Origin of the sequence: Arsukibacterium tuosuense, assembly GCF_900215315.1 — a bacterium.
Taxonomy (GTDB): Bacteria; Pseudomonadota; Gammaproteobacteria; order Enterobacterales; family Alteromonadaceae; genus Alishewanella; species Alishewanella tuosuense.
The window spans coordinates 1-18,771 of record NZ_OBEB01000007.1 but is presented as its reverse complement, the minus strand read 5'-3'; the positions used below and the strand labels follow the sequence as shown (position 1 = coordinate 18,771).

Sequence of the window (18,771 nt, the reverse complement as noted above, 5' to 3'; positions counted from 1 at the left end):
ACAAGTGTATGAAAAAAGCATCCATGACTAAACAGCATCTGTTTTCCGGCTTATTGCTGGGCAGCCTGCTCTGGCAAAGTGCCGCTTTTGCCGGCAACCCGCAAGCTAGCATTGTCGAGGCGGCCATGCCCTGGCAAAACCAGACCTTCGAGCAAGGCAAGGCCGAACAATGTATGAACTGGACCCGTACCGTGCTCAGGCAAGCCTGCGGCGAAAAGTTTGCCAGCCTGCAATCTGCACAACCCTGGGATTTAGCCCAGCTTGGGCCAGGTGATAAGCTGCAACCGGAACACGCGGACTCGCTGGCCGCTGATGAATTCGGTACTAAAATTGAAAGTGTCAACGCACTGCAGGCCGGCGATTTAGTGTTTCTGCAAAACACCTACGGCAACTGGAACAAAGGCGTTATTACCCATGTCGGTATCGCCACCGGCGACGGCAACTACATTCACCGCATGACCTCAAACGCAGGCTATGTCCGGATAGAACCCATCCCGGCAGCCGACTTTCACGCCGGGCTCAGGCTTAAACCGGAGTTGTGTCAGTAGTTTTCCTGCAATGGCGGCCAGACCGGCCGTCTGCTACCAAGCGAACTTTAATAACCGCGTACGCATATAATCTATTTTAGTAGTCGTATATCAAGCGAATTAACCGCGATGGCATGTATTTGATCTCGATCAGAGTCAATTCCAACAAATTGACCGCGATCGCATATAATTTGTTGCGCATGGTTGTATTTACGCTAATATAACCGCGATAGCATTTATTTGAGGTGTGCAGTGAAAGTGCCAGTGAAAGACAGCAAACAATTAGGGCAATTGGTCAGGTTAGTCAGAAAAACTCAGGGCTTAGATCAACTGGCCGCAGCTGGCTTATCTTTCAACGGCACCACCTTTATCAGTGATTTTGAAAATGGCAAAGCCACTGTCGAACTGGGCCGGGTACTGCGGGTATTAGAAATGCTCGGCATGCGCCTAAGTATCGATTTACCGATCGAAGATATCAGCTTAACAAAAACCCAGCAGCAGCAATTGTCAGACATTCTAAGCGGAAGCTGCTGATGAGCCGCACACTTGACGTTTTTGTCGATACCGAGCTGGTCGGCAAGTTAACGGATCAGAATAACATCTGGTCTTTTCAGTATCATCCGGACTGGCTTGCCCGTAAGCAGGCTCATCCGTTATCACCGGCACTGCCATTAACAGCAGATAAGCTGACAGACGGCGCGTCCATCCGGCCGGTACAGTGGTTTTTTGATAACCTGCTGCCGGAGGAAGCCGCCCGCGAGTTGTTAGCCCAAGCAGTAAAATTGCCGCAAAGCGATGTCTTTGGCCTGCTTGAGGCAGCTGGCGCTGAGTCTGCCGGCGCTATCACCTTATTACCACAGGGTCAGACACCGGCAGCAGGTAGCCTGGAACCGCTTAATGCAGAAGAACTTAGCGCCCGTATCCGCGCCTTACCCAAAACGCCACTAAACCGCGCCGAACGCAAAAGAATGTCGCTGGCTGGTGCTCAGCATAAAATGTTGGTGGTGTATCACGACAAGCAGTTATTTGAACCGTCCGGCTTTTTCCCTTCCACTCATATTTTAAAGCCGGAGCATACTTCGCCAGAGCTGTACTTTCATACACCAAGAAACGAATGGTTTGTGATGAAGCTGGCAGCGGCTTGTGGCCTGAATGTGCCAGAGGTCGATATACAATATTTACCTGAACCGGTGTACCTGATAGAGCGCTTTGACCGCACTGGCCAGTACCCTAATCAGCAGCGTTTGCATGTACTGGATGGCTGCCAGTTACTAAATTTAGCCCATACGATGAAGTATAGTAATAGCACTGTCAACAGACTAAAGCAGCTAGCCGATCAAACCAGAAAGGTCGGTATAACACGGTTGGCCATCTTCAAATGGGCCGTATTCAACGCACTGGTCGGCAATGGTGATGCGCACCTGAAAAACCTGTCGTTTTTTATCAGTAGCGACAAGATGGTACTGACACCACACTATGATTTGCTTTCCACCATTATCTACGCCGACATTGGCAAACACCTGTCTGAGAACCTGTCGCAGCCAATGGGCAATGCCATCACTTTCGACGAGCTAACCCAGGCCGACGTACTGGCCTTTGCCAGCGAGCTAAATATCGCTCCCGGCCTGGCCAATCGCGAGCTGCAGCAACTGCTAACTGCTGTCCCGAAACAGGCAGCAGAATTGCTGCAGCAAGTACAAAGCTTGCCGCCACACCCCGGTAAAGCCGGCGAGCTAAGAATGCTCAGGCAAATTTGCCGCCTGGCAATAGCTGACATGGTTCAGCGGCTGCAGAGTTAAATAACTGAACGGGCAACATGTGCAGCTTAATTACACTGACTCTTTTAATTCCTGTTTATTGCCGCCGCTATTGAGCAGTTCGCCGGCTTTGCCTACAATGGCCTACTTTTTATTTTCTAAAGATCAGAGCCATGAACGATACAACCGCCGATTCTGTCAACAACGAGCAAGCCCGTCCGGAATTACCCGACCGCCTGTCGGTTAATCCGCGCAGCCCGCATTATGTGGAACAGATATTCCAGTACGACGTCGGTATTAAACTAAACGGCAAAGAACGCTTTGATATAGAAGAATATTGCATCAGCGAAGGTTGGGTAAAAGCAGCCGCCGCCAAAGCACTCGACCGCCGTGGCCAACCACTGTTGATGACCTTAAAAGGTAAAGTTGAAGCCTTTTATCGCTGATAACAGCAGGAAGTGCGGGTAGTTGCTTGTAGTTAAAAATAGTTGGCTCAGTCAATTTGCCCGCGCAACCCGGTTGCGACCGCCAGCTTTAGCATCATACAACGCTGCATCAACCCGACGCATAAAGTCGTTACCTGTTTCCTGGTGGTCAAACTCGCCGACAGCAAAGCTGGCGGTTATTTGCCCTACTATATCGAATTGATGTTTGCTCAGCGCCAGACGCAAGCGCTCGGCCAGGTCCAGCGCTTCAGACATCGTAGTTTCGGGCGCCAGAACGGCAAATTCCTCACCACCCCAGCGGCTGACAATATCACTGTCTCTAACTTCGTTTAGCAGTGCCTTTACCAGCGCCCGCAGCACATCATCACCGATGCCATGGCCAAAAGTGTCATTAATCCGCTTGAAATGGTCAACGTCCAGAAAGATCAGGGCTAAAGGGCGCCGGTAACGCCGGGCGGTAGTGCAAACCATTTCCAGCCGGTCATCGAAGCCCTTGCGATTAAACGCGCCTGTCAGATAGTCCTGCTCGGCGTGTTTACGATCGCTGATATCGCGGATCATCTCATAAAAGCCCTGCACCTCGCCTTTAGTACTGCGCAACGGCGTGTACTCAATCTCCACTGGCTTCGCAGCGCCGTCTGCCTGCAGTAAATGATACTCAAAGGTAACCCGCTCGCCAGACAGCGCCGACAACATATAATGCTGAATATCCTCAAACTGTGTCTGGCCCATAACCTCTGCCACCTGCTTACCGACAATTTGCTCAATCGGCCGGTTGTACCAACGGGTATAGGCGACGTTTATTTCGCGGTAGTACAACTGCTGGTCGACAAATGAAATCAGAATTGGCAACGAGTCTACCAGCAAAGTACGGCGGTCACGCTCGCCTTTAAAAAGCCGGGCGTCAGCCAGCGATGAGGCTAGTAGCTGGCTGGCCATATTAAGCAGTTTCAGGTCGTCGTCACTAAAGGCGTCAGGTTGCGCAGAGTAAACCTTTAGTACCCCAAAGCACTGCTCCTTATGAGTCAGTGGCACCAGCAAGCCGGAACGAAACCCCACCTTATCGGCTGCAGCTTTTGCTACACGAGGATCATGATGGGTATCGCGGCAATGAATAGATTCTCGTTGCAGGTAACAGGAACCGGACAGGCTGCCCGCGACTGGCAAGCGCAACCCTAATGAATCTGCCGCCCGGCCACTACTGGCGGTGTACACCATTTCGCCGTGCTCCGCTTCTTCAACTGCAGCGCCGTCGGCACCGGTTACCGCCATCGCGACCTCAGCAACCTGATCGCGCATTGCTTGTAAATCCAGGCCGGCAGTCCCAACCTGGGTTTGGATCTCGACCAGCGCCTGTAATTGCTGGCGCTGTTGCTCAAGATTACGCATCACGGAAACATCACGCTGGGCGGCGATAAAATAACGTGGCTGGCCGGTGGCAGGAAACGGCCGGATTTTCCACTGCATCCGGAACGAACTGCCATCTTTACGATAATTAATTGTTTCGCCGGAAAACTCCTCACCTGCCAGCAGTTGCTGGCGCAAGGTTCGCATTAGTCCGGCATCCGTTTCCGGGCCCTGCAGCAGGCGCGGCGTCTGTCCTGCCAGCTGTTCAATGGTGTAACCGCTCAGTTTACAAAAGGCAGGATTGGCATAAACAATATAGGGGCCTGGCCGATCAAGCTGGTTGTCAGTGATCAGCACAGCTTCACGAACCGTTTCCAGAGCGGCTTTCAGCAGTTCATAGTCAGACATTGCGAGCGTCATCCCCTGCTACTCCTTCAATTCTAAACAGGCTGTGTACCGAATACTCCCGCCTTAGTCAGATAAAAATAGTTGGCTTGCTGACACCAGCTTAGTTAAAAGTCGACAGCTTGGCAAAACCTTAAAAAATTGGGGTCAGATAACAATAAATAAAAAATTGGGGTCAGATATTAATTAATCAACCTATCAACCTCGGTCAGTTGGTTATTGCTTAATTCGGCATCAGCCAGCACCATTAACTCTGTTGATACCGGCATCGACGCTGCCAGGGCAAACCTTACTGTGGCCTGCTGATTATTTAAACGCCAGATATCAACCGGCAAGCGTCGTTCTGTCATGCTGCCATCGGCAAACGTCAGTTTAAGCTGAAATGGCATCACAATGCCGCCCCGGTTATCTACTGTCACTGTCAGGGTGCCATCATCGCTACTGACGTTAGCTAGCGCCAGGTCAACGTGATTAGCCGAGTAAAACCAGCCACGCCAGAACCAGTGCAAATCCAGTCCGGTTTCAGCGTGAAAAAAACGGATAATATCGGCGAATTTCGCTCTTTTCCCGCGCCAATGGCCAACAAAGTCGCGCAAGGTGGCATCAAACAACTCCGGGCCAATAAGATGCTGGCGTAATATTACCCAGGCCACTGCCGGTACATGATAATGGGAATCAAGTTTGGCACTGAAATGATCGGCCCGGCGCACCGGTGCGGCATAAGCCGCCTGCTGCATTACAGCACCCACGTCTTTAGGGTCACCATAAAAGCTTTGAAAATCCGTACTCCAGCGCTGCTCTAACAAATAAGCTAGAAAGCTGACGATACCCTCATCGAAAAAGCCTTCATGGCGCTCATCGGTATTCACCAGCATCGGAAAATAGCTGTGCGCCACTTCGTGCATAATGCCACCCAGTACATCGTGTTTTTCAGTGCGGCTGTAGGCCGGCGCCGGGCCGTTAATAGCCGCATCAGGGCCGCGAAAACCGACAAAGGTAATACCCGGATATTCCATACCAATACCGCCAATATTAACCACGTTCATTGTTTTAAACGGAAATTCACCGAAGTATTCCGACAACTCAATAACAGAATGGCGGGTGCTGGCCAGCGCATATTTATGCCAGAGCCAGCGGCCGTTATCCGGGTAAGCCACATTCAACCGCTGCCAGCGACCATTAATATTCAGCTGCTCAGTTTGCCAGATCAGCTTATTGCCGGCAGCAAAAGCAAAATCACGCACCTGTGTTGCACTAAACTGCCAGGTTTTGCTGGCAGTGCCGTCACCGCTCTTTGGCATAAGCAACTCCGGCACAAGCAACTCCGGCATCAGCAACTGCGCACTGCCCTGTTGCTGCCAGGCCCGATACTGTGCTTCAGTTAACACCTGCTCCGGGTTCGTCAGCTCACCCGTGGCCAGCAGCAGATACTCTGCCGGCAGGCTAATATTCACCTGATAATTGCCCTGCTCAGTGGCAAACTCAGCATCTTTAATAAAAGGGCTAAGCGCCCAGCCTTCGTCAGTAAACGCCACCGCCCGCGGAAACCACAATGCGACACCAAAGATGCTGCTGCCATCGCTGAAGCGCTCAACTCCGGCCCGCGGCCGGCGCGGATCGGTGCGCTCCGGCAGTTGCAGTTGCCAGCTGACATTCAGGCTGGCACGCTGACCGGGCAACAATGGCTCGGCCAGGCTCACCCGATAAAACGTATCCTGCCTGAGCAGCGTCAATTCTTTATTGTCAGCGCTAAAGCGAATCTGTTGCAAGCCGGCCGCTCCAAGGCCCTTGCCATGCAAGGCTGTGCTGATACTGTCTGGTAAAAAACGATTAAGGGGTAACTCGAACCACAAGGCAGTCAGCGTCTGTGGCGAATTATTCTGATAATGAATCTGCCCAGTGGCATTAATGGTGGCGCTAGCGGGCTTCAGCTCAGCGTTAATCTGATAATCCACCTGCTGCTGCCAGTACTGTGCCGATGGTACTCCGGTAACGCTGCTGCCTGCTGGTAATGGCAGTGCCAGTGGCGCAAACAGATCGTCAGCCGCCGCTGCCGCAGCAAAACACAGTAATACGCTGATTACCAGCCGGTTTTTCATATTTAACTCCGGTTCAATACAAATCTACTTGTAGCAGGAGTCGGATTACTCTAAATCAACCGTTGCAGGCCCGGACGGCCGAATCGAGCCCCCAGGGATGGGTTCACGGCGTGTTGATGTGAGTAAACCGGCTTCGGCTACCCTGGCAGTGACTAGCAAATTCAACTACCCAGTCCGCTTTAAATCCGCAGCTGCGGCAATATCCAGCAAAGGATCGCGCAACACCGGGGCTTCTGAGCTGGCCAGTAATTCAATAAATAGTGCCAGCAACTCCGGGTGCGAGCCAATACCAAGCTTGGCGTACAGGTTTTTGCGATGCATTTTTACCGTTTCCAGCCCCAGCTTCAACTGCCGCGCTATCGCCTTTACGCAGTGGCCTTCCAGCATCATATTCAGCACATCGCGCTCGCGTGCAGTGCATACTTCGCTGCCAAAACAACGCTGAAAATCATCCACCAGATAACCGGTAGCGTGTGGTCGCAGCGTATCATTGTCCAGCAATTGCTGATGTTGCAGCACCAGTTGCTCCACCAGACAAAACAGTGCCTGCCACTGCGCAATAACATCCAGCCGGAACAGTTCGCTGCCGGCAATTTGCGCCAGTTCGATATGGACAAAGCCCTGATGCAGCCCCAGCGGTATAATAAAACCCACTTCATCCTGAATTTTCAGATGACGAAAGTAGCTGTTGTAGTATTGCTCAAACTCGGCGTATTCATCCGGCGCAATATCACTAAGCCGCCATACCCCTTTATGGCTGCCGCGCAGGCCCAGCCGGTAAAACGGATCCAGCACATAGGCCGATTTCAGGTAGCGGCCAAAATTATCCCCCGGCAGGGGCGCGCGCTGATACAACAATTGCGGCGGCTCGGCCGGGCGGAACAGCAGCACCACGCACTCATCCAGGCTTTGCAGTTGTGCCAGCAGCTGACACAGTGCCGGATAAAAGCGCTCTGTGCCCTGGCTTTGCTGCACCCGCAGCAGTTGCTCGCTCCAGTTGGCCAGTTGCATCCGCTACTGCACCCCTTCCTGCATGCGATAGGCCACACCCGGCAGCACACACAGCATTTCATACACTAAATTCGCCGCCAGCAGCGCCGTGTTGCCACTGGTATCGTACGGAGGTGATACCTCAACCAAATCGCCACCCACCAGCTGCAATCCGCGGCTACCGCGAATAATCTGCAGCGCCTGCGGTACCGTTAAGCCGGCAATTTCTACCGTGCCAGTACCGGGGGCGTAGGCCGGATCAATACCGTCAATATCAAATGATAAATAACAGGGCGTATCGCCAATCTGCTGCCGCACCTGTGCCATTAGCAGCTCAAGCGATTTACCCCAGCACTCTTCTGCCGTTACCACGGTAAAACCCTGCTGGCGCGGCCAGTCAAAGTCATCGGCGGCATAGCCGGTACCGCGCAGGCCAATCTGAAATACCTTGTCACCCTGCAATAAGCCCTCTTCCACCGCGCGACGAAACGGCGTGCCATGGGCTATCGGCTCACCAAACATATGCTCGTTTACATCAGCGTGGGCATCGACATGCACCAGCGCCAGCGGGCCATGTTTAGCCGCCAGCGCCCGCAGGATCGGTAACACTATAGTGTGGTCGCCGCCCAGCGTCAGCGGCACTACCCCTGCAGCGGTAAGCTGCTGATAATGCCGTTCAATAATATCGATGCTTTTTAACAGGTTAAACGTATTAATGGCCACATCACCCAGATCCGCAATTTGCAGTGAATCAAAGGGCGCGGCGCGGGTCGCCATATTGTAGGGCCGCAGCATCCGCGACTCATCCCGGATCTGGCGCGGTGCCAGCCTGGCCCCGGGCCGGTTAGAGGTACCAATATCAAACGGCACCCCAATAATACCAACGTCAATATCGGTGAGGTCCGTCGCGGCCGGCAGCCGCATAAAGGTCGCCGGGCCGCCAAAACGTGGCATCTCATTGCCGCTAAGCGGCTGATTTAATACTCTTTGCCGGGATTCAGCGCTACTCATGGCGCGTCCTCAGCCACAATGGCTTTTAGCTCGAAGTATTCTTCCACGCCCTTTAACCCCAGCTCGCGGCCATTGCCACTTTGCTTGTAGCCACCAAAAGGCGCGGCATTGTGCCAGGGGGCAGCGTTTTTAAAAATCAGCCCGGCCCGAATGCCGCCAGCCAGCCGCTCGGCAGTAGCATCATCGTCCGCCCAGACCCGGCCGCTTAAGCCATAGGGTGAATCGTTAGCAATCCGCAGCGCGTCAGCTTCGTCCTGATACGACAATATGCACAGCACCGGCCCGAAAATTTCCTCGCGGGCAATCTGCATCTGGTTATGCACCTCAGCAAACACGGTCGGCGCAATATAATATCCGTCGCCCAGCTGTGGCAGCAGCTCAGCACCACCGGCTACCAGTCGCGCACCTTCGCTCAGGCCAAGTTCGATATAGCGCTGCACACTCTGATACTGCGCCTGGCTAATCAGCGGCCCTAAAAACACCCCTTCCTGATGCGGCTCGCCCACTTTAAGGCTATTAGCATGTGCCGCAGCAATGGCAACGGCGTCGTCATACTGGCTATGGTGCACCAGCATCCGGCTAAGTGCGGTGCAGGTCTGGCCCGAATTGGCCATCACATCCTCCACCCCCAGCCGCACGGCCTCTGCCAGCCGCGTAGTAGGGCTGATAACAAAGGCAGATTTACCGCCCAGCTCCAGACACACCCGTTTTATTGTCGCTGCGGCCTGTTGCTGAATATGGCGGCCAATCTCGGTTGAGCCGGTAAACGACACGCAATCGATGTCGGCATGGCCTGATAAAATATCGCCAATCTGGCTGCCACTGCCCAGCACCAGATTAAACACCCCTGCGGGCAACCCTGCAGCTTCTGCCGCCATTGCCACACAAAGCGCGGTTTTCGGGGTCAGCTCGGCCGGTTTTAACACTACCGTGCAACCGGCCAGCAATGCTGGTGCCAGCTTGGCAATAATCTGATGCAGCGGATAATTCCACGGCGTGATTAACGCACAAACTCCAACCGGCTCTTTCCGCAGTTTCAGCCGGGCATCCAGCTGCAGCTGCTCGTTACTGAGCATATCGGCATAGCCCAGATGTTTGGCAAACGCATCCAGCGGGTCATCCACATGTACCTCACGGGCAAACCACAATGGCGCCCCCAGCTCGGTCACCACGGCTTCCACCAACTCATCGCGACGTTGCTGCAACTGATAAATAAACTGCGCCAGATACTCTGCCCGCTGGCCAAAGCTCAGGGCCGCCCAGGCCGGAAAGGCATGGCTGGCGGCCGATACCGCATCATTCACCAGCCCGGCATCGGCGCGGGCAACACAGGCGTAGGCTTCACCACTGGCCGGGTTAACTAAGGTGTGCCAGTCTGGCGCAGCAATGGTCCGCCACTGGCCATTTACATAGTGGGCATTAATGCGTTGCAACATAATTAAGCTCCTTACAACTATTCTTTGCAGCTACTCTTTGCAGCTATCCAGGCCATAGCCTTGCAGGCAGGCCCATTCGGTCATGGCGTTGGCGATGGCATCAAACAGCGGTGCCGCCCATTGCCGGCCGTTTTCAATACTGCCCGCCAGCTCGACAATATCGATGGCCCGGCTGACTTCGATAATGCTGACCGTAGCGCCGTAGCCGGCAGCACGCTCAATCAGTGGATGCCAGGCCGCGGAAGACCCTTCCACCTCAGAGTGGCCGCCACGCACCCGCGCCCCCTGATTGCCCAGGCCAACCTGTTGATAAAAATCAGCAATATGCCGTTGGATCAGCGCTTCCCATTCAGGGTTACGCTCATTGGTGCCGGTTACCAGCATTTGCGCGCCGGGCAGCGGGTTCTGAATATTGGGGTTATGGGCATCGGCGGTCAGCAAAATGGTCTGTACGCCAGGGTTACCTTTATGAATAGCGGCAATAAAGTGTTCAAACGCCTGATATCCGTCTAAATCTTCGCTGTAATGCTGAATCGCCGGCGTTAACACCACAAAGCCGCGCTGCTTTAAGCGCCAGGCCATTTCCTGCTGGGTAATCTCATTCCACAGCTTACCAACGTTGCGGCCATTTACCGCAGCGCCGGGCATCATCTTGCCTTCTGCCGTGTATTGTTGTGGCAATATCGCAATCGGCTGGTCGGTGGTCAGCCAGATGGCAGCAACATCGGCCACGGTCCAGTTGTCGCCGGTATAGTTAAAGCGCACCCGCCGCTCACCATCACCACGCTCAAACTGAAAGCTTTTATCCTGTTCCAGCTGAATAAACTGCACCGGCGCCGCGTTTGCCGGGCCGGGCTCAGGCTCGGCAGGCAGCACTTGCTCAGAGCCCTGCTGCGGGCCGGGTTGCGGGCTCAGGCTGCAGGCTTGCAGCAGGCCAAACAGCAGCAAATACCATGCTTTCATACGCTATCCTTATTCGGGTAATTGCCATCGATGCTAGCAGTCGCGCTTCAGCACAGCATGTTAGTAACTATCGGTTTACGCGATGGGTCAGAACCGGGTCAGCTGGCCACCCGGCCCGGCTTTCCATAGCGTAAACCGATGGTTATTCATTTTTGCGCGGGTACGCTTCTGCGCACAATGGTCTGATTACCGTAACGCACCTTAATGCCGGAGCCTGCCGTTGAGCCCAATTTATCTGCCACTAACCGAACAGTTACGCCAGTTTGCCAGCGGCCAGTTATCGCCGCTTACGTTAATGCAGCAAAGTTTACAGCGCGTTGAACGCCATAACCCGGCGCTGAATGCCTTTAACTTTTTATTTGCCGACACGGCACTGGCTCAGGCGGAGCAAGCCGGCCAGGCATACCAGCAGGGTACGGCCGGTAAACTCTGCGGCCTGCCGCTGGCAATAAAAGATGAAACCTATATTAAGGGCCAGATCACTACTAACGGCTCGCGCTGTCTGGCCGACTTTGTCGCCAAAGACACCGATCCACCGGCCCAGCGCCTGCTGGATGCCGGCGCCATTATCCTCGGCCGCACCACCACGCCGGAATTCTCCACCTCGGCCGTTACCTGGTCTGATCTATGGGGCGTCAGCCGCAATCCATGGAACCCGGCCATTACCTGCGGTGGCTCGTCCGGCGGTTCGGCCATTGCCGTGGCCAGTGGCATGGCCAGCTTTGCCAACGCCACCGACATTGGCGGCTCGGTCCGTATTCCGGCCGCATTTTGTGGCCTATACGGCTATAAACCGCCGCATGGCCGGGTGGCAGAAATAAGCCCGTACAATATTGATTTATATTGCCATCACAGCATTCTGACCCGCAGCCTGGACGACTTACGCTACGTCTACCCGCTGCTGCGCGGCGCCGACTGGCGTGACTCGCATTCATTTGTGCCCGACACCAACCCCGGGCTGCAACCGCGTAAGCCGGTGCGCCAGCTGAAAATTGCCGTATCGGCTAATCTCGGCTTCTACCCACTGGCGCCAGACATTCGCCGCGAATTAACCCGCAGTGCCGATGCCCTGCGAGCACAGGGCCTGCAGGTAGATGAAGTAGAACTTAACTGGGACAGGCGGGTCATCGACACCGCTAAAATACAACAACGGGCACTGATGGGCCTGCTGTTAAAACGCCAGTTTGGCAGCGCCGCTCAGCGCGCGAAAATGACCCCGTATATGCAGCATTATCTGGCACAGGTAGACACCCTGACCCCGGAACTAATGCTCGATGCCAATCTGTATCTGTGCCAGATGTGGGATGCCCTCGCCACCGTGTTTAAGCAATATGACCTGTTACTATGCCCTACTCTGGCTACCACCGATATCCGGCCGGATTTTGACTACAGCCAGCACCAGGTATCAGTCGATGGCAAGGCGGTCGATGCCAACAAAGGCTGGTTTATGACCTACCCCTTTAACAGCTTAAGCCAGTGCCCGGTACTGTCGATGCCCAATGGCTTTTGCGATAACGGCGTCCCCAGCTCGTTGCAAATTGTTGGCCAGCCGTATCAGGAAGGCGATGTGTTTGCCGTCGCCCAGCTGCTGGCCGATACCGTAGCCAGCGGTTTTTACCGCAGCGATTTCCCGCAGCTGGCTTAGAAAGTGGCTAAACGGTAACGCGGCAGGAATAACCTGGCGCTGGCTATTGCTTATTGGCCTGACAACATGAATAATTTATTCCTGAGCAACCATAACAACTGTGCTGGCTAGCCATAGCAATCTCAGCACGGGAGGCAACATGCAACTCAATTGCGATTTAGGCGAAAGCTACGGCAGCTGGACCATGGGCCTCGACAGCCAGGTTATGCCTTATATCGACCAGGCCAATATTGCCTGTGGCTTTCATGCCGGCGATCCGGACGTGATGCAACGCACCCTGCAACTGGCCAAACAGCATGGCGTGCAAATTGGCGCCCACCCCGCCTACCCCGACCTTAACGGCTTTGGCCGGCGCAGCATGCAATGCTCGCATAATGAAATAATCAACCTTATCCATTATCAGGTCGCGGCGCTGGACGGTATGGCACAGTGTCAGGGCTTAAGCCTAAGCTACGTCAAACCGCACGGTGCCCTGTATAACGATATGATGAGCAAACCGGCAGTCTGGCAGGCGGTGTTGCAGGCCATCGCCAGCTATCATAAACCGTTAAAGCTAATGCTGTTAGCCGACAACAACAGCCAGAACCATCAGCAACAAGCTGCGGCATTAAAGGTAGAACTGTTGTTTGAAGCCTTTGCCGACAGGCGCTATACCGACCAGGGTAAACTTACCCCCCGCAGCGAAAAAGGTGCCGTGCTGCATGGCAGCGAGGTACTGGCCCAGGTCAGCGAACTGCTTAACGATGGCAGTGTTACCACTGCCACCGGCCAGCGCCTGGCACTGAATGCCGATACCCTGTGCGTACATGGCGACAACCCGGGCGCCATTGAGCAAGTGGCGCAAATTCGTGCTTTGTTAAACCGCGCCCAAACATCAACACCAGCATGAAAACGAATATGAGCAAGCCACTTTATAGCTTAACCGTTGCCAGCGAAAACGCGGTTATGGTGTATTTTAAGCAAAAAATGGCCCCTGATATTGCCGGTCTGGTGCAGCAGGCCGGGCCGCTGATCCGCCAGGCAATGGGCCAGCACTTACTGGAATTACTGCCCTCTTATGCCTCGGTTATGGTGGTATTTAACCCCTTTAGTTGCGATCATTTTATAGTTAAACAGCTGCTGCAACAGGCGCTAAGCAGCCTTAGCGCCAGCAGCCAGCCTGCAGGCCGGCGCATCGAATTACCGGTATATTACAGCGAACAAAGCGGCCCCGATCTGGCGCTTATTGCCAAAACCAAACAACTTAGCGTTGCTGAAGTGATTAAACTACACCAACAGCAAGTGTACCGGGTGTACGCCATTGGCTTTGCCCCGGGCTTTGCTTATCTTGGCGAAGTGGCCGAACAACTGGCGATGCCGAGGCTTAAAAGCCCGCGCGCTAAAGTACCCCGCGGCGCAGTGGCCATCGCCGACCGCCAAACTGCAGTATACCCGGCGGTATCCCCGGGTGGCTGGAACTTAATTGGCCTGTGCCCTACTCCGATGTTTCAGCCGGACCAGCAACCCCCTATGCCAGTGGCAGTGGGTGATGAAGTGCAGTTTGTCGCTATCAGCAAAGCCGAGTTCTTAAACTTAGGCGGCGAGCTATGAGCCATTTTGAAGTTCTAAACCCCGGCGTACTCAGCCTTATTCAGGACACTGGTCGTTTCGGCCAGAGCCCGCTTGGCCTGACCAACGGTGGCCCGCTCGATGCCGGCTCGGCGCGCTGGGCAAACATGCTATTGGCTAATGACGCCAACGCCAGCTTTATTGAATGCAGCATTGGCGGCCTGCAACTAAAAGCGCACTGCCCTGCTACCTTCTGTGTTACCGGTGCCAATTTAACGGTAACCGTTAATGGTAAAGCCCGGGCCATGTGGCAAAGCCATACCGTACAAAGTGGCGATATTATCGAGCTTGGCATGGCAAGCCAGGGCCTGCGTGCTTATATCACGGTGGCCGGTGGCTTTAACATTACCCCGCAGTTTGGCAGCACTGCCACGGTAATGCGCGAAGGTATCGGTGGCCTTAACCAGAACGGCGCTAAGCTGCAGGCGGGCGATAAGCTGCCGCTGACAGCCACTAAAGCAGTGCCCTTGCGCCAATTACCGGCAGCCCTGCAACCCAATTTTGATTTTAGTAACGGCCTTAGCCTGCGCCTTATTGAAGGCTATCAGCACCAGCTGTTCAGCAGTGTTGAGCGCCAGCGTTTTTATTTTAATACCTATAAAGTGACACCAAAGGCCGACAGGATGGGGGTTAAACTCAGTGGCCCGGCGATCAGTTGCAGCAGTACCAGTCTGTTATCTGAAGGTATTTGCTATGGCGCAGTGCAAATTCCACCAGACGGCCAGCCAATCGTGCTGTTAAACGACCGCCAGACCCTTGGCGGCTATCCGAAAATAGGCAGTGTGCTGTCGCTCGACTGCTGGCTACTGGCCCAGGCGCCGGCCGGTACCTCATTGCAGTTTGTTAAAACCGACCCGCAGCAGGCGCACAATGCCCTGTTGCTGGCACAGGCCCGCTTTAAGCGGCAGTTAGCAAGCATTAAAAACCCGGGCGGAGCAGCAGATGACAACTAATTTGCTTGAACTCAGCCAGCAAATTGAACACTTATTAGTCGCCCGTAATTTACGTGGCATGCAGCTGTTGCAGCAACAGTTACGGCCCGGTTATATCCTGCGCGCGGCCAGGCTGATTAACCAATGCCAGGGCACGGTATTAATTGGCACCGGCTTTCCGGTACTCGAAACCTTTGAAACCGACGGCCCGGTTGGCGCTATTGCCCTGTATCAACTGTTAGAACAGCTGGGCGCCTCACCGGTGCTGGTGAGCGGCAATCCACTTTGCAGCGTGCTGGCCAGCCGTTATCGCACTTATCAAATAAGCGTTAATCAGCAGCACAACCTGCCGGCTATTGCGACAGCGGCGCTGGCAGAACTGCAACCGCAGTTAATTATTTCCATTGAACGGCCAGGTTTTACTGCCGATGGCCGCTACGCCAATATGCGCGGCGAAGATATCACCGCGCGCTGCGCCAGTTTCGACCACTTTTTAAGCCTGGCCAGCTGCCCCACTATTGGCATTGGCGATGGTGGTAACGAAATTGGCATGGGCAATATGGCAAAATTTCTGGGCCAGCTGAATATTACCCCGGCCATAACCGAATGCGATGAACTGCTGGTAGCCGACGTGTCTAACTGGGCCGCCTGGGGTATTATTGCCATGGTGTCGGTACTGCAGGGCCGTAACTTACTGACAGGCGCTGACCCGTTGGCCATTTTGCAGTTTTTATCAGCCCACGGCAGTGTCGATGGCGTAACCCGGTTAAATACCTTAACCGAAGATGGCCTGGCGCATACCGAGGGCGAGCAACTAATTAGTGATTTGCAGGCCCTGTTAGCAACATAGATGTAACGGGTTACGGGAAATAGAATCGACTTACCCTAAGCCGACCGTTGCAGGCCTGGATGGCCGAATCGAGCCTACAGGGATGTATTCACGGCGTGTTGGCGTGGGTGAGCCGGTTCGGTTTCAGTGCTGCGTATTAGGTTCCAAAAAAACCGTTTTTAAAGTGAGAACAGCATGAGCATAGTGTATTTAAATGGTGATTTTATCCCGGCAGCAGAGGCCAGAATCTCACCAATGGATCGCGGTTTTTTATTTGGCGACGGCATTTACGAAGTTATCCCCAGCTATAACGGCCGCTTTGTTGGCTTTAAACCGCATATCGCCCGCATGCAGGACGGCTTAGCTCAGCTTTCTATCGACCCAGGCCTGAGCCTGGCCGACTGGCAAGCCCTTTGTCAGCGCCTGCTGGCCGACAACAATGGCGAAAACGGCGCCAACCAGGCAGTCTATATTCAGGTCAGTCGCGGCACCGACACCAAGCGCAACCATGCCTTTCCGGCCAATATTAAAGCCACCGTTTTTGCCTACGCCTTCCCTATCGCCGCCGAACCACTGGCCGATAAAAGCAAAGCCACTACCTATAACGTGGTAACCGGCCAGGATTTACGCTGGCAGCGCTGCCATATTAAATCGACGTCATTATTGGGTAATGTGCTGCATTACCAGCAAGGCTACGCCAGTGGCGCCCAGGAAATTCTGCTGTTTGATAAAGACGGTAACTTAACCGAGGGCGCTGCAGTAAATGTGTTTGTAATAAAAGACGGCGTTATCGCCACCCCGCCGCTCAGCAATAAGCTGTTACCCGGTATTACCCGCTTATTGCTGCTGAATATTTTGCGCAAGCACAGCAATATAGTGGTAGAAGAGCGGGATATTTCCGAGCAGGAAGTATTCGCCGCCGACGAAATCTGGCTAACCAGCTCCAGCAAAGAAATCGCGCCGGTACTCAAAGTAAACGAGCATACCGTAGGTACAGGCGAAGTCGGCGATGTCTGGCTGGCCGCGCAACAGCTGTTTAGCGTCCATAAGTATGATGAGTAAATCTGCCCCAACCCCTCTTTGTTAAAGAGGGGGTACAAACTAACCCGTCCCACTTTAGCAAAGGGGGACCACAGGGGGATTTGCTACTTTACTCTGTCATATTTTGCAGGCTCGGTTTCAGCTACCTTATCCATAGCCTGCAAAAATGCCCGCTCGTTTCCTTGCTGCTGCCGCGTTAACAAATACTCCTCCGTTAGTAGTGCTGTCATTTTCTCTGCAACAGCAGAAGAGACAAACTGATTAATAGAGACACCGTCTTTTTTGGCCAGCGCCTTCACCTGTTGATGCAAGGAGTCAGGCAAGCGTAAACTAAGCGTACTCATATTTCACTCCTGTTAAGGGCTAAAAACTGTTGCGGCGTTATCAACGAGCTTAACCTGACTTTCCATATTGCGTGGGCGTATCTTCCCGCACGATTGCCAGTTTATAACCCAGTGCCTGCAATACACGGTTAATAGTGTCAAAACGTGGTACCGCATTGGGTCTTAACGCTTTATACAATGCTTCACGGCTTATGCCAGCATCTTGCGAGATCTGTGTCATACCTCTTGCGCGCGCTATTATGCCAAGCGCATGCGCTAGCTCAGCAGGATCATTTTCATTCATCACTAAATTCAGATAAGCCTGAATATCCGCCTCATCACGCAATTGCTCGGCAAGATCGAAAGTAGGTAAATCAGCAATCTTTAACATAGTTTACTCAAACGGATCCGGGTCAAGTTATCGTTCAGGCTGTTTAGCCACTCATCAAACTCAGGCAAATATTTTACAGTAAACATGCTTGTATAATATGTAAAAGAGATTTGATTAGTGTAGTCGTTCGAATACAGCAATACAAGGTGATACCAAATCTCCCCCAACCCCTCTTTAACAAAGAGGGGAACCTAACCCGTCCCACTTTAGTAAAGGGGGACCACAGGGGGATTTTTACTCCGACCCCATTTACCAAATAATATGCTAATATTTGTTTAAATTTTGTAAATAATAAAATTGAGCTATTAGCTAGCAGTATACGCTTTGACATTGACCGCCATATTTAATGTAACTACAATAACTATGTTGATAACCTTTGATCCAGACAAACATCGTAAAACACTAGCAGAGCGCGGGTTAGATTTTTCGCGTGCCGCAGAGATTTTTAGTGGTAAACATTTCACCGCTACCGATGACCGGCAAGACTATCGTGAATTACGCTACATTACCGTTGGTAACTTGGATGGCCGGATAATTGTAATGGTTTGGACATTACGCGATAAAGCCCGACGAATAATAAGTATGAGGAAAGCAAATGAACGAGAACAAGCTCGTTACGCCAGCCGTCTGGAATGATCCAGACGACGCGCCGGAATTAACTGACGACTTCTTTGAACGAGCTGATGAATTTCAGGGTAGTAAGTTGATTCGTCGGGGTCGGCCAAAAGCAGATCAAACCAAGCAAGCGTTAACTGTTCGCTATGATGCTGACGTTATTGCCGCTTTTAAAAAAACAGGTCGAGGTTGGCAAACGCGGATGAACCTGGCATTGCGCGACTGGCTAAAAACCCATTCACCTCAGGAATATAAATAGCCGGACCAACTAAACTTCTAAACCGATCGTCACAAGATCAATTAATTTTGATCTGATAATCATCTAGCCTAAGTGGCCTTGGACGGCCTCCGAGTTAATAGCTATTTTTTGATTGCCGTCGAAAAAAACTATTTCCAAGGAGGCCGT

At 53.2% G+C, this 18,771-nt stretch carries 20 protein-coding genes; 12 read left to right on the top strand and 8 right to left on the bottom strand.

Annotated elements, in window-relative coordinates:
- Positions 1 to 8: 8 nt before the first annotated feature.
- The 4 genes from CRO03_RS14235 (at position 9) to CRO03_RS14220 (ending at position 2,730) form a co-directional block, all read left to right on the top strand.
- Complete coding sequence (locus CRO03_RS14235) at positions 9 to 548, top strand: NlpC/P60 family protein (protein ID WP_212682427.1); 540 nt, start codon at positions 9 to 11, stop codon at positions 546 to 548.
- A gap of 231 nt (positions 549 to 779) precedes the next feature.
- A complete protein-coding gene (locus CRO03_RS14230) occupies positions 780 to 1,061 on the top strand; it encodes a helix-turn-helix domain-containing protein (protein WP_097112311.1) in 282 nt (93 codons plus the stop codon).
- Positions 1,061 to 2,326, top strand: a complete 1,266-nt coding sequence (locus tag CRO03_RS14225) for a HipA domain-containing protein (protein WP_097112310.1) — start codon at positions 1,061 to 1,063, stop codon at positions 2,324 to 2,326. Before CRO03_RS14230 ends, CRO03_RS14225 begins: the two co-directional genes overlap by 1 nt.
- A 131-nt stretch (positions 2,327 to 2,457) precedes the next feature.
- The gene (locus tag CRO03_RS14220) at positions 2,458 to 2,730 is read left to right on the top strand and encodes a DUF3297 family protein (RefSeq protein ID WP_097112309.1); all 273 of its coding nucleotides are present in this window, start codon (positions 2,458 to 2,460) and stop codon (positions 2,728 to 2,730) included.
- Positions 2,731 to 2,781: 51 nt separating this feature from the next.
- On the opposite strand, the gene CRO03_RS14215 is transcribed toward CRO03_RS14220, so the two are convergent.
- From CRO03_RS14215 to CRO03_RS14190, 6 genes are all read right to left on the bottom strand, one after another.
- The gene (locus CRO03_RS14215; RefSeq protein WP_097112308.1) at positions 2,782 to 4,497 is read right to left on the bottom strand and encodes a diguanylate cyclase; all 1,716 of its coding nucleotides are present in this window, start codon (positions 4,495 to 4,497) and stop codon (positions 2,782 to 2,784) included.
- A 167-nt stretch (positions 4,498 to 4,664) separates the two neighbouring features.
- Positions 4,665 to 6,581 carry a M1 family metallopeptidase gene (locus CRO03_RS14210; RefSeq protein ID WP_097112307.1) on the bottom strand — a complete coding sequence of 639 codons (1,917 nt, stop codon included), beginning with the start codon at positions 6,579 to 6,581 and terminating at the stop codon, positions 4,665 to 4,667.
- A 165-nt stretch (positions 6,582 to 6,746) separates the two neighbouring features.
- On the bottom strand, positions 6,747 to 7,592 hold the full coding sequence (locus tag CRO03_RS14205; protein ID WP_097112306.1) for a helix-turn-helix domain-containing protein: 846 nt from the start codon (positions 7,590 to 7,592) through the stop codon (positions 6,747 to 6,749).
- A gap of 3 nt (positions 7,593 to 7,595) precedes the next feature.
- On the bottom strand, positions 7,596 to 8,582 hold the full coding sequence (gene speB / locus CRO03_RS14200; protein WP_097112305.1) for an agmatinase: 987 nt from the start codon (positions 8,580 to 8,582) through the stop codon (positions 7,596 to 7,598).
- A complete protein-coding gene (locus CRO03_RS14195) occupies positions 8,579 to 10,018 on the bottom strand; it encodes an aldehyde dehydrogenase family protein (protein ID WP_097112304.1) in 1,440 nt (479 codons plus the stop codon). Before CRO03_RS14195 ends, speB begins: the two co-directional genes overlap by 4 nt.
- Positions 10,019 to 10,048: 30 nt before the next feature.
- Complete coding sequence (locus tag CRO03_RS14190) at positions 10,049 to 10,981, bottom strand: hypothetical protein (RefSeq protein WP_097112303.1); 933 nt, start codon at positions 10,979 to 10,981, stop codon at positions 10,049 to 10,051.
- Positions 10,982 to 11,201: 220 nt separating this feature from the next.
- On the opposite strand from CRO03_RS14190, the gene CRO03_RS14185 reads away from it, so the two are divergent.
- From CRO03_RS14185 to CRO03_RS14160, 6 genes are all read left to right on the top strand, one after another.
- Entirely contained in the window at positions 11,202 to 12,626 is a 1,425-nt protein-coding gene (locus CRO03_RS14185; RefSeq protein ID WP_097112302.1) for an amidase, read from the top strand.
- Between the two features lie 139 nt (positions 12,627 to 12,765).
- Positions 12,766 to 13,515 carry a 5-oxoprolinase subunit PxpA gene (locus CRO03_RS14180; RefSeq protein ID WP_097112301.1) on the top strand — a complete coding sequence of 250 codons (750 nt, stop codon included), beginning with the start codon at positions 12,766 to 12,768 and terminating at the stop codon, positions 13,513 to 13,515.
- A gap of 8 nt (positions 13,516 to 13,523) precedes the next feature.
- The gene (gene pxpB / locus CRO03_RS14175; protein WP_245861674.1) at positions 13,524 to 14,216 is read left to right on the top strand and encodes a 5-oxoprolinase subunit PxpB; all 693 of its coding nucleotides are present in this window, start codon (positions 13,524 to 13,526) and stop codon (positions 14,214 to 14,216) included.
- The gene (locus CRO03_RS14170) at positions 14,213 to 15,187 is read left to right on the top strand and encodes a 5-oxoprolinase subunit C family protein (RefSeq protein ID WP_097112299.1); all 975 of its coding nucleotides are present in this window, start codon (positions 14,213 to 14,215) and stop codon (positions 15,185 to 15,187) included. Before pxpB ends, CRO03_RS14170 begins: the two co-directional genes overlap by 4 nt.
- Entirely contained in the window at positions 15,177 to 16,016 is an 840-nt protein-coding gene (locus tag CRO03_RS14165) for a glutamate cyclase domain-containing protein (protein ID WP_097112298.1), read from the top strand. The genes CRO03_RS14170 and CRO03_RS14165 overlap by 11 nt, the downstream gene beginning before the upstream one ends.
- 174 nt (positions 16,017 to 16,190) lie before the next feature.
- The gene (locus CRO03_RS14160) at positions 16,191 to 17,057 is read left to right on the top strand and encodes a D-amino acid aminotransferase (RefSeq protein ID WP_097112297.1); all 867 of its coding nucleotides are present in this window, start codon (positions 16,191 to 16,193) and stop codon (positions 17,055 to 17,057) included.
- An 83-nt stretch (positions 17,058 to 17,140) separates the two neighbouring features.
- Here the strand turns inward: CRO03_RS14160 and CRO03_RS14155 are convergent, their stop codons facing one another.
- On the bottom strand, positions 17,141 to 17,380 hold the full coding sequence (locus tag CRO03_RS14155; protein ID WP_097112296.1) for a YlcI/YnfO family protein: 240 nt from the start codon (positions 17,378 to 17,380) through the stop codon (positions 17,141 to 17,143).
- A gap of 49 nt (positions 17,381 to 17,429) precedes the next feature.
- Positions 17,430 to 17,750, bottom strand: a complete 321-nt coding sequence (locus CRO03_RS14150) for an addiction module antidote protein (RefSeq protein ID WP_097112295.1) — start codon at positions 17,748 to 17,750, stop codon at positions 17,430 to 17,432.
- A 363-nt stretch (positions 17,751 to 18,113) separates the two neighbouring features.
- On the opposite strand from CRO03_RS14150, the gene CRO03_RS14145 reads away from it, so the two are divergent.
- The gene (locus CRO03_RS14145) at positions 18,114 to 18,386 is read left to right on the top strand and encodes a BrnT family toxin (RefSeq protein WP_097112294.1); all 273 of its coding nucleotides are present in this window, start codon (positions 18,114 to 18,116) and stop codon (positions 18,384 to 18,386) included.
- Positions 18,346 to 18,624: a BrnA antitoxin family protein gene (locus CRO03_RS14140; RefSeq protein ID WP_097112293.1), complete on the top strand. Its 279-nt coding sequence runs from the start codon at positions 18,346 to 18,348 to the stop codon at positions 18,622 to 18,624. Before CRO03_RS14145 ends, CRO03_RS14140 begins: the two co-directional genes overlap by 41 nt.
- Positions 18,625 to 18,771 lie beyond the last annotated feature (147 nt).

Coding starts and splice junctions, on each gene's coding strand:
- CRO03_RS14235 (WP_212682427.1), top strand. CDS start 9: ATGAAAAAAGCATCCATGACTAAACAGCATCTGTTTTCCGGCTTATTG.
- CRO03_RS14225 (WP_097112310.1), top strand. CDS start 1,061: ATGAGCCGCACACTTGACGTTTTTGTCGATACCGAGCTGGTCGGCAAG.
- CRO03_RS14220 (WP_097112309.1), top strand. CDS start 2,458: ATGAACGATACAACCGCCGATTCTGTCAACAACGAGCAAGCCCGTCCG.
- CRO03_RS14215 (WP_097112308.1), bottom strand. CDS start 4,497: ATGACGCTCGCAATGTCTGACTATGAACTGCTGAAAGCCGCTCTGGAA.
- CRO03_RS14210 (WP_097112307.1), bottom strand. CDS start 6,581: ATGAAAAACCGGCTGGTAATCAGCGTATTACTGTGTTTTGCTGCGGCA.
- CRO03_RS14205 (WP_097112306.1), bottom strand. CDS start 7,592: ATGCAACTGGCCAACTGGAGCGAGCAACTGCTGCGGGTGCAGCAAAGC.
- speB (WP_097112305.1), bottom strand. CDS start 8,582: ATGAGTAGCGCTGAATCCCGGCAAAGAGTATTAAATCAGCCGCTTAGC.
- CRO03_RS14195 (WP_097112304.1), bottom strand. CDS start 10,018: ATGTTGCAACGCATTAATGCCCACTATGTAAATGGCCAGTGGCGGACC.
- CRO03_RS14190 (WP_097112303.1), bottom strand. CDS start 10,981: ATGAAAGCATGGTATTTGCTGCTGTTTGGCCTGCTGCAAGCCTGCAGC.
- CRO03_RS14180 (WP_097112301.1), top strand. CDS start 12,766: ATGCAACTCAATTGCGATTTAGGCGAAAGCTACGGCAGCTGGACCATG.
- pxpB (WP_245861674.1), top strand. CDS start 13,524: ATGAGCAAGCCACTTTATAGCTTAACCGTTGCCAGCGAAAACGCGGTT.
- CRO03_RS14170 (WP_097112299.1), top strand. CDS start 14,213: ATGAGCCATTTTGAAGTTCTAAACCCCGGCGTACTCAGCCTTATTCAG.
- CRO03_RS14165 (WP_097112298.1), top strand. CDS start 15,177: ATGACAACTAATTTGCTTGAACTCAGCCAGCAAATTGAACACTTATTA.
- CRO03_RS14160 (WP_097112297.1), top strand. CDS start 16,191: ATGAGCATAGTGTATTTAAATGGTGATTTTATCCCGGCAGCAGAGGCC.
- CRO03_RS14155 (WP_097112296.1), bottom strand. CDS start 17,380: ATGAGTACGCTTAGTTTACGCTTGCCTGACTCCTTGCATCAACAGGTG.
- CRO03_RS14150 (WP_097112295.1), bottom strand. CDS start 17,750: ATGTTAAAGATTGCTGATTTACCTACTTTCGATCTTGCCGAGCAATTG.
- CRO03_RS14145 (WP_097112294.1), top strand. CDS start 18,114: ATGTTGATAACCTTTGATCCAGACAAACATCGTAAAACACTAGCAGAG.
- CRO03_RS14140 (WP_097112293.1), top strand. CDS start 18,346: ATGAACGAGAACAAGCTCGTTACGCCAGCCGTCTGGAATGATCCAGAC.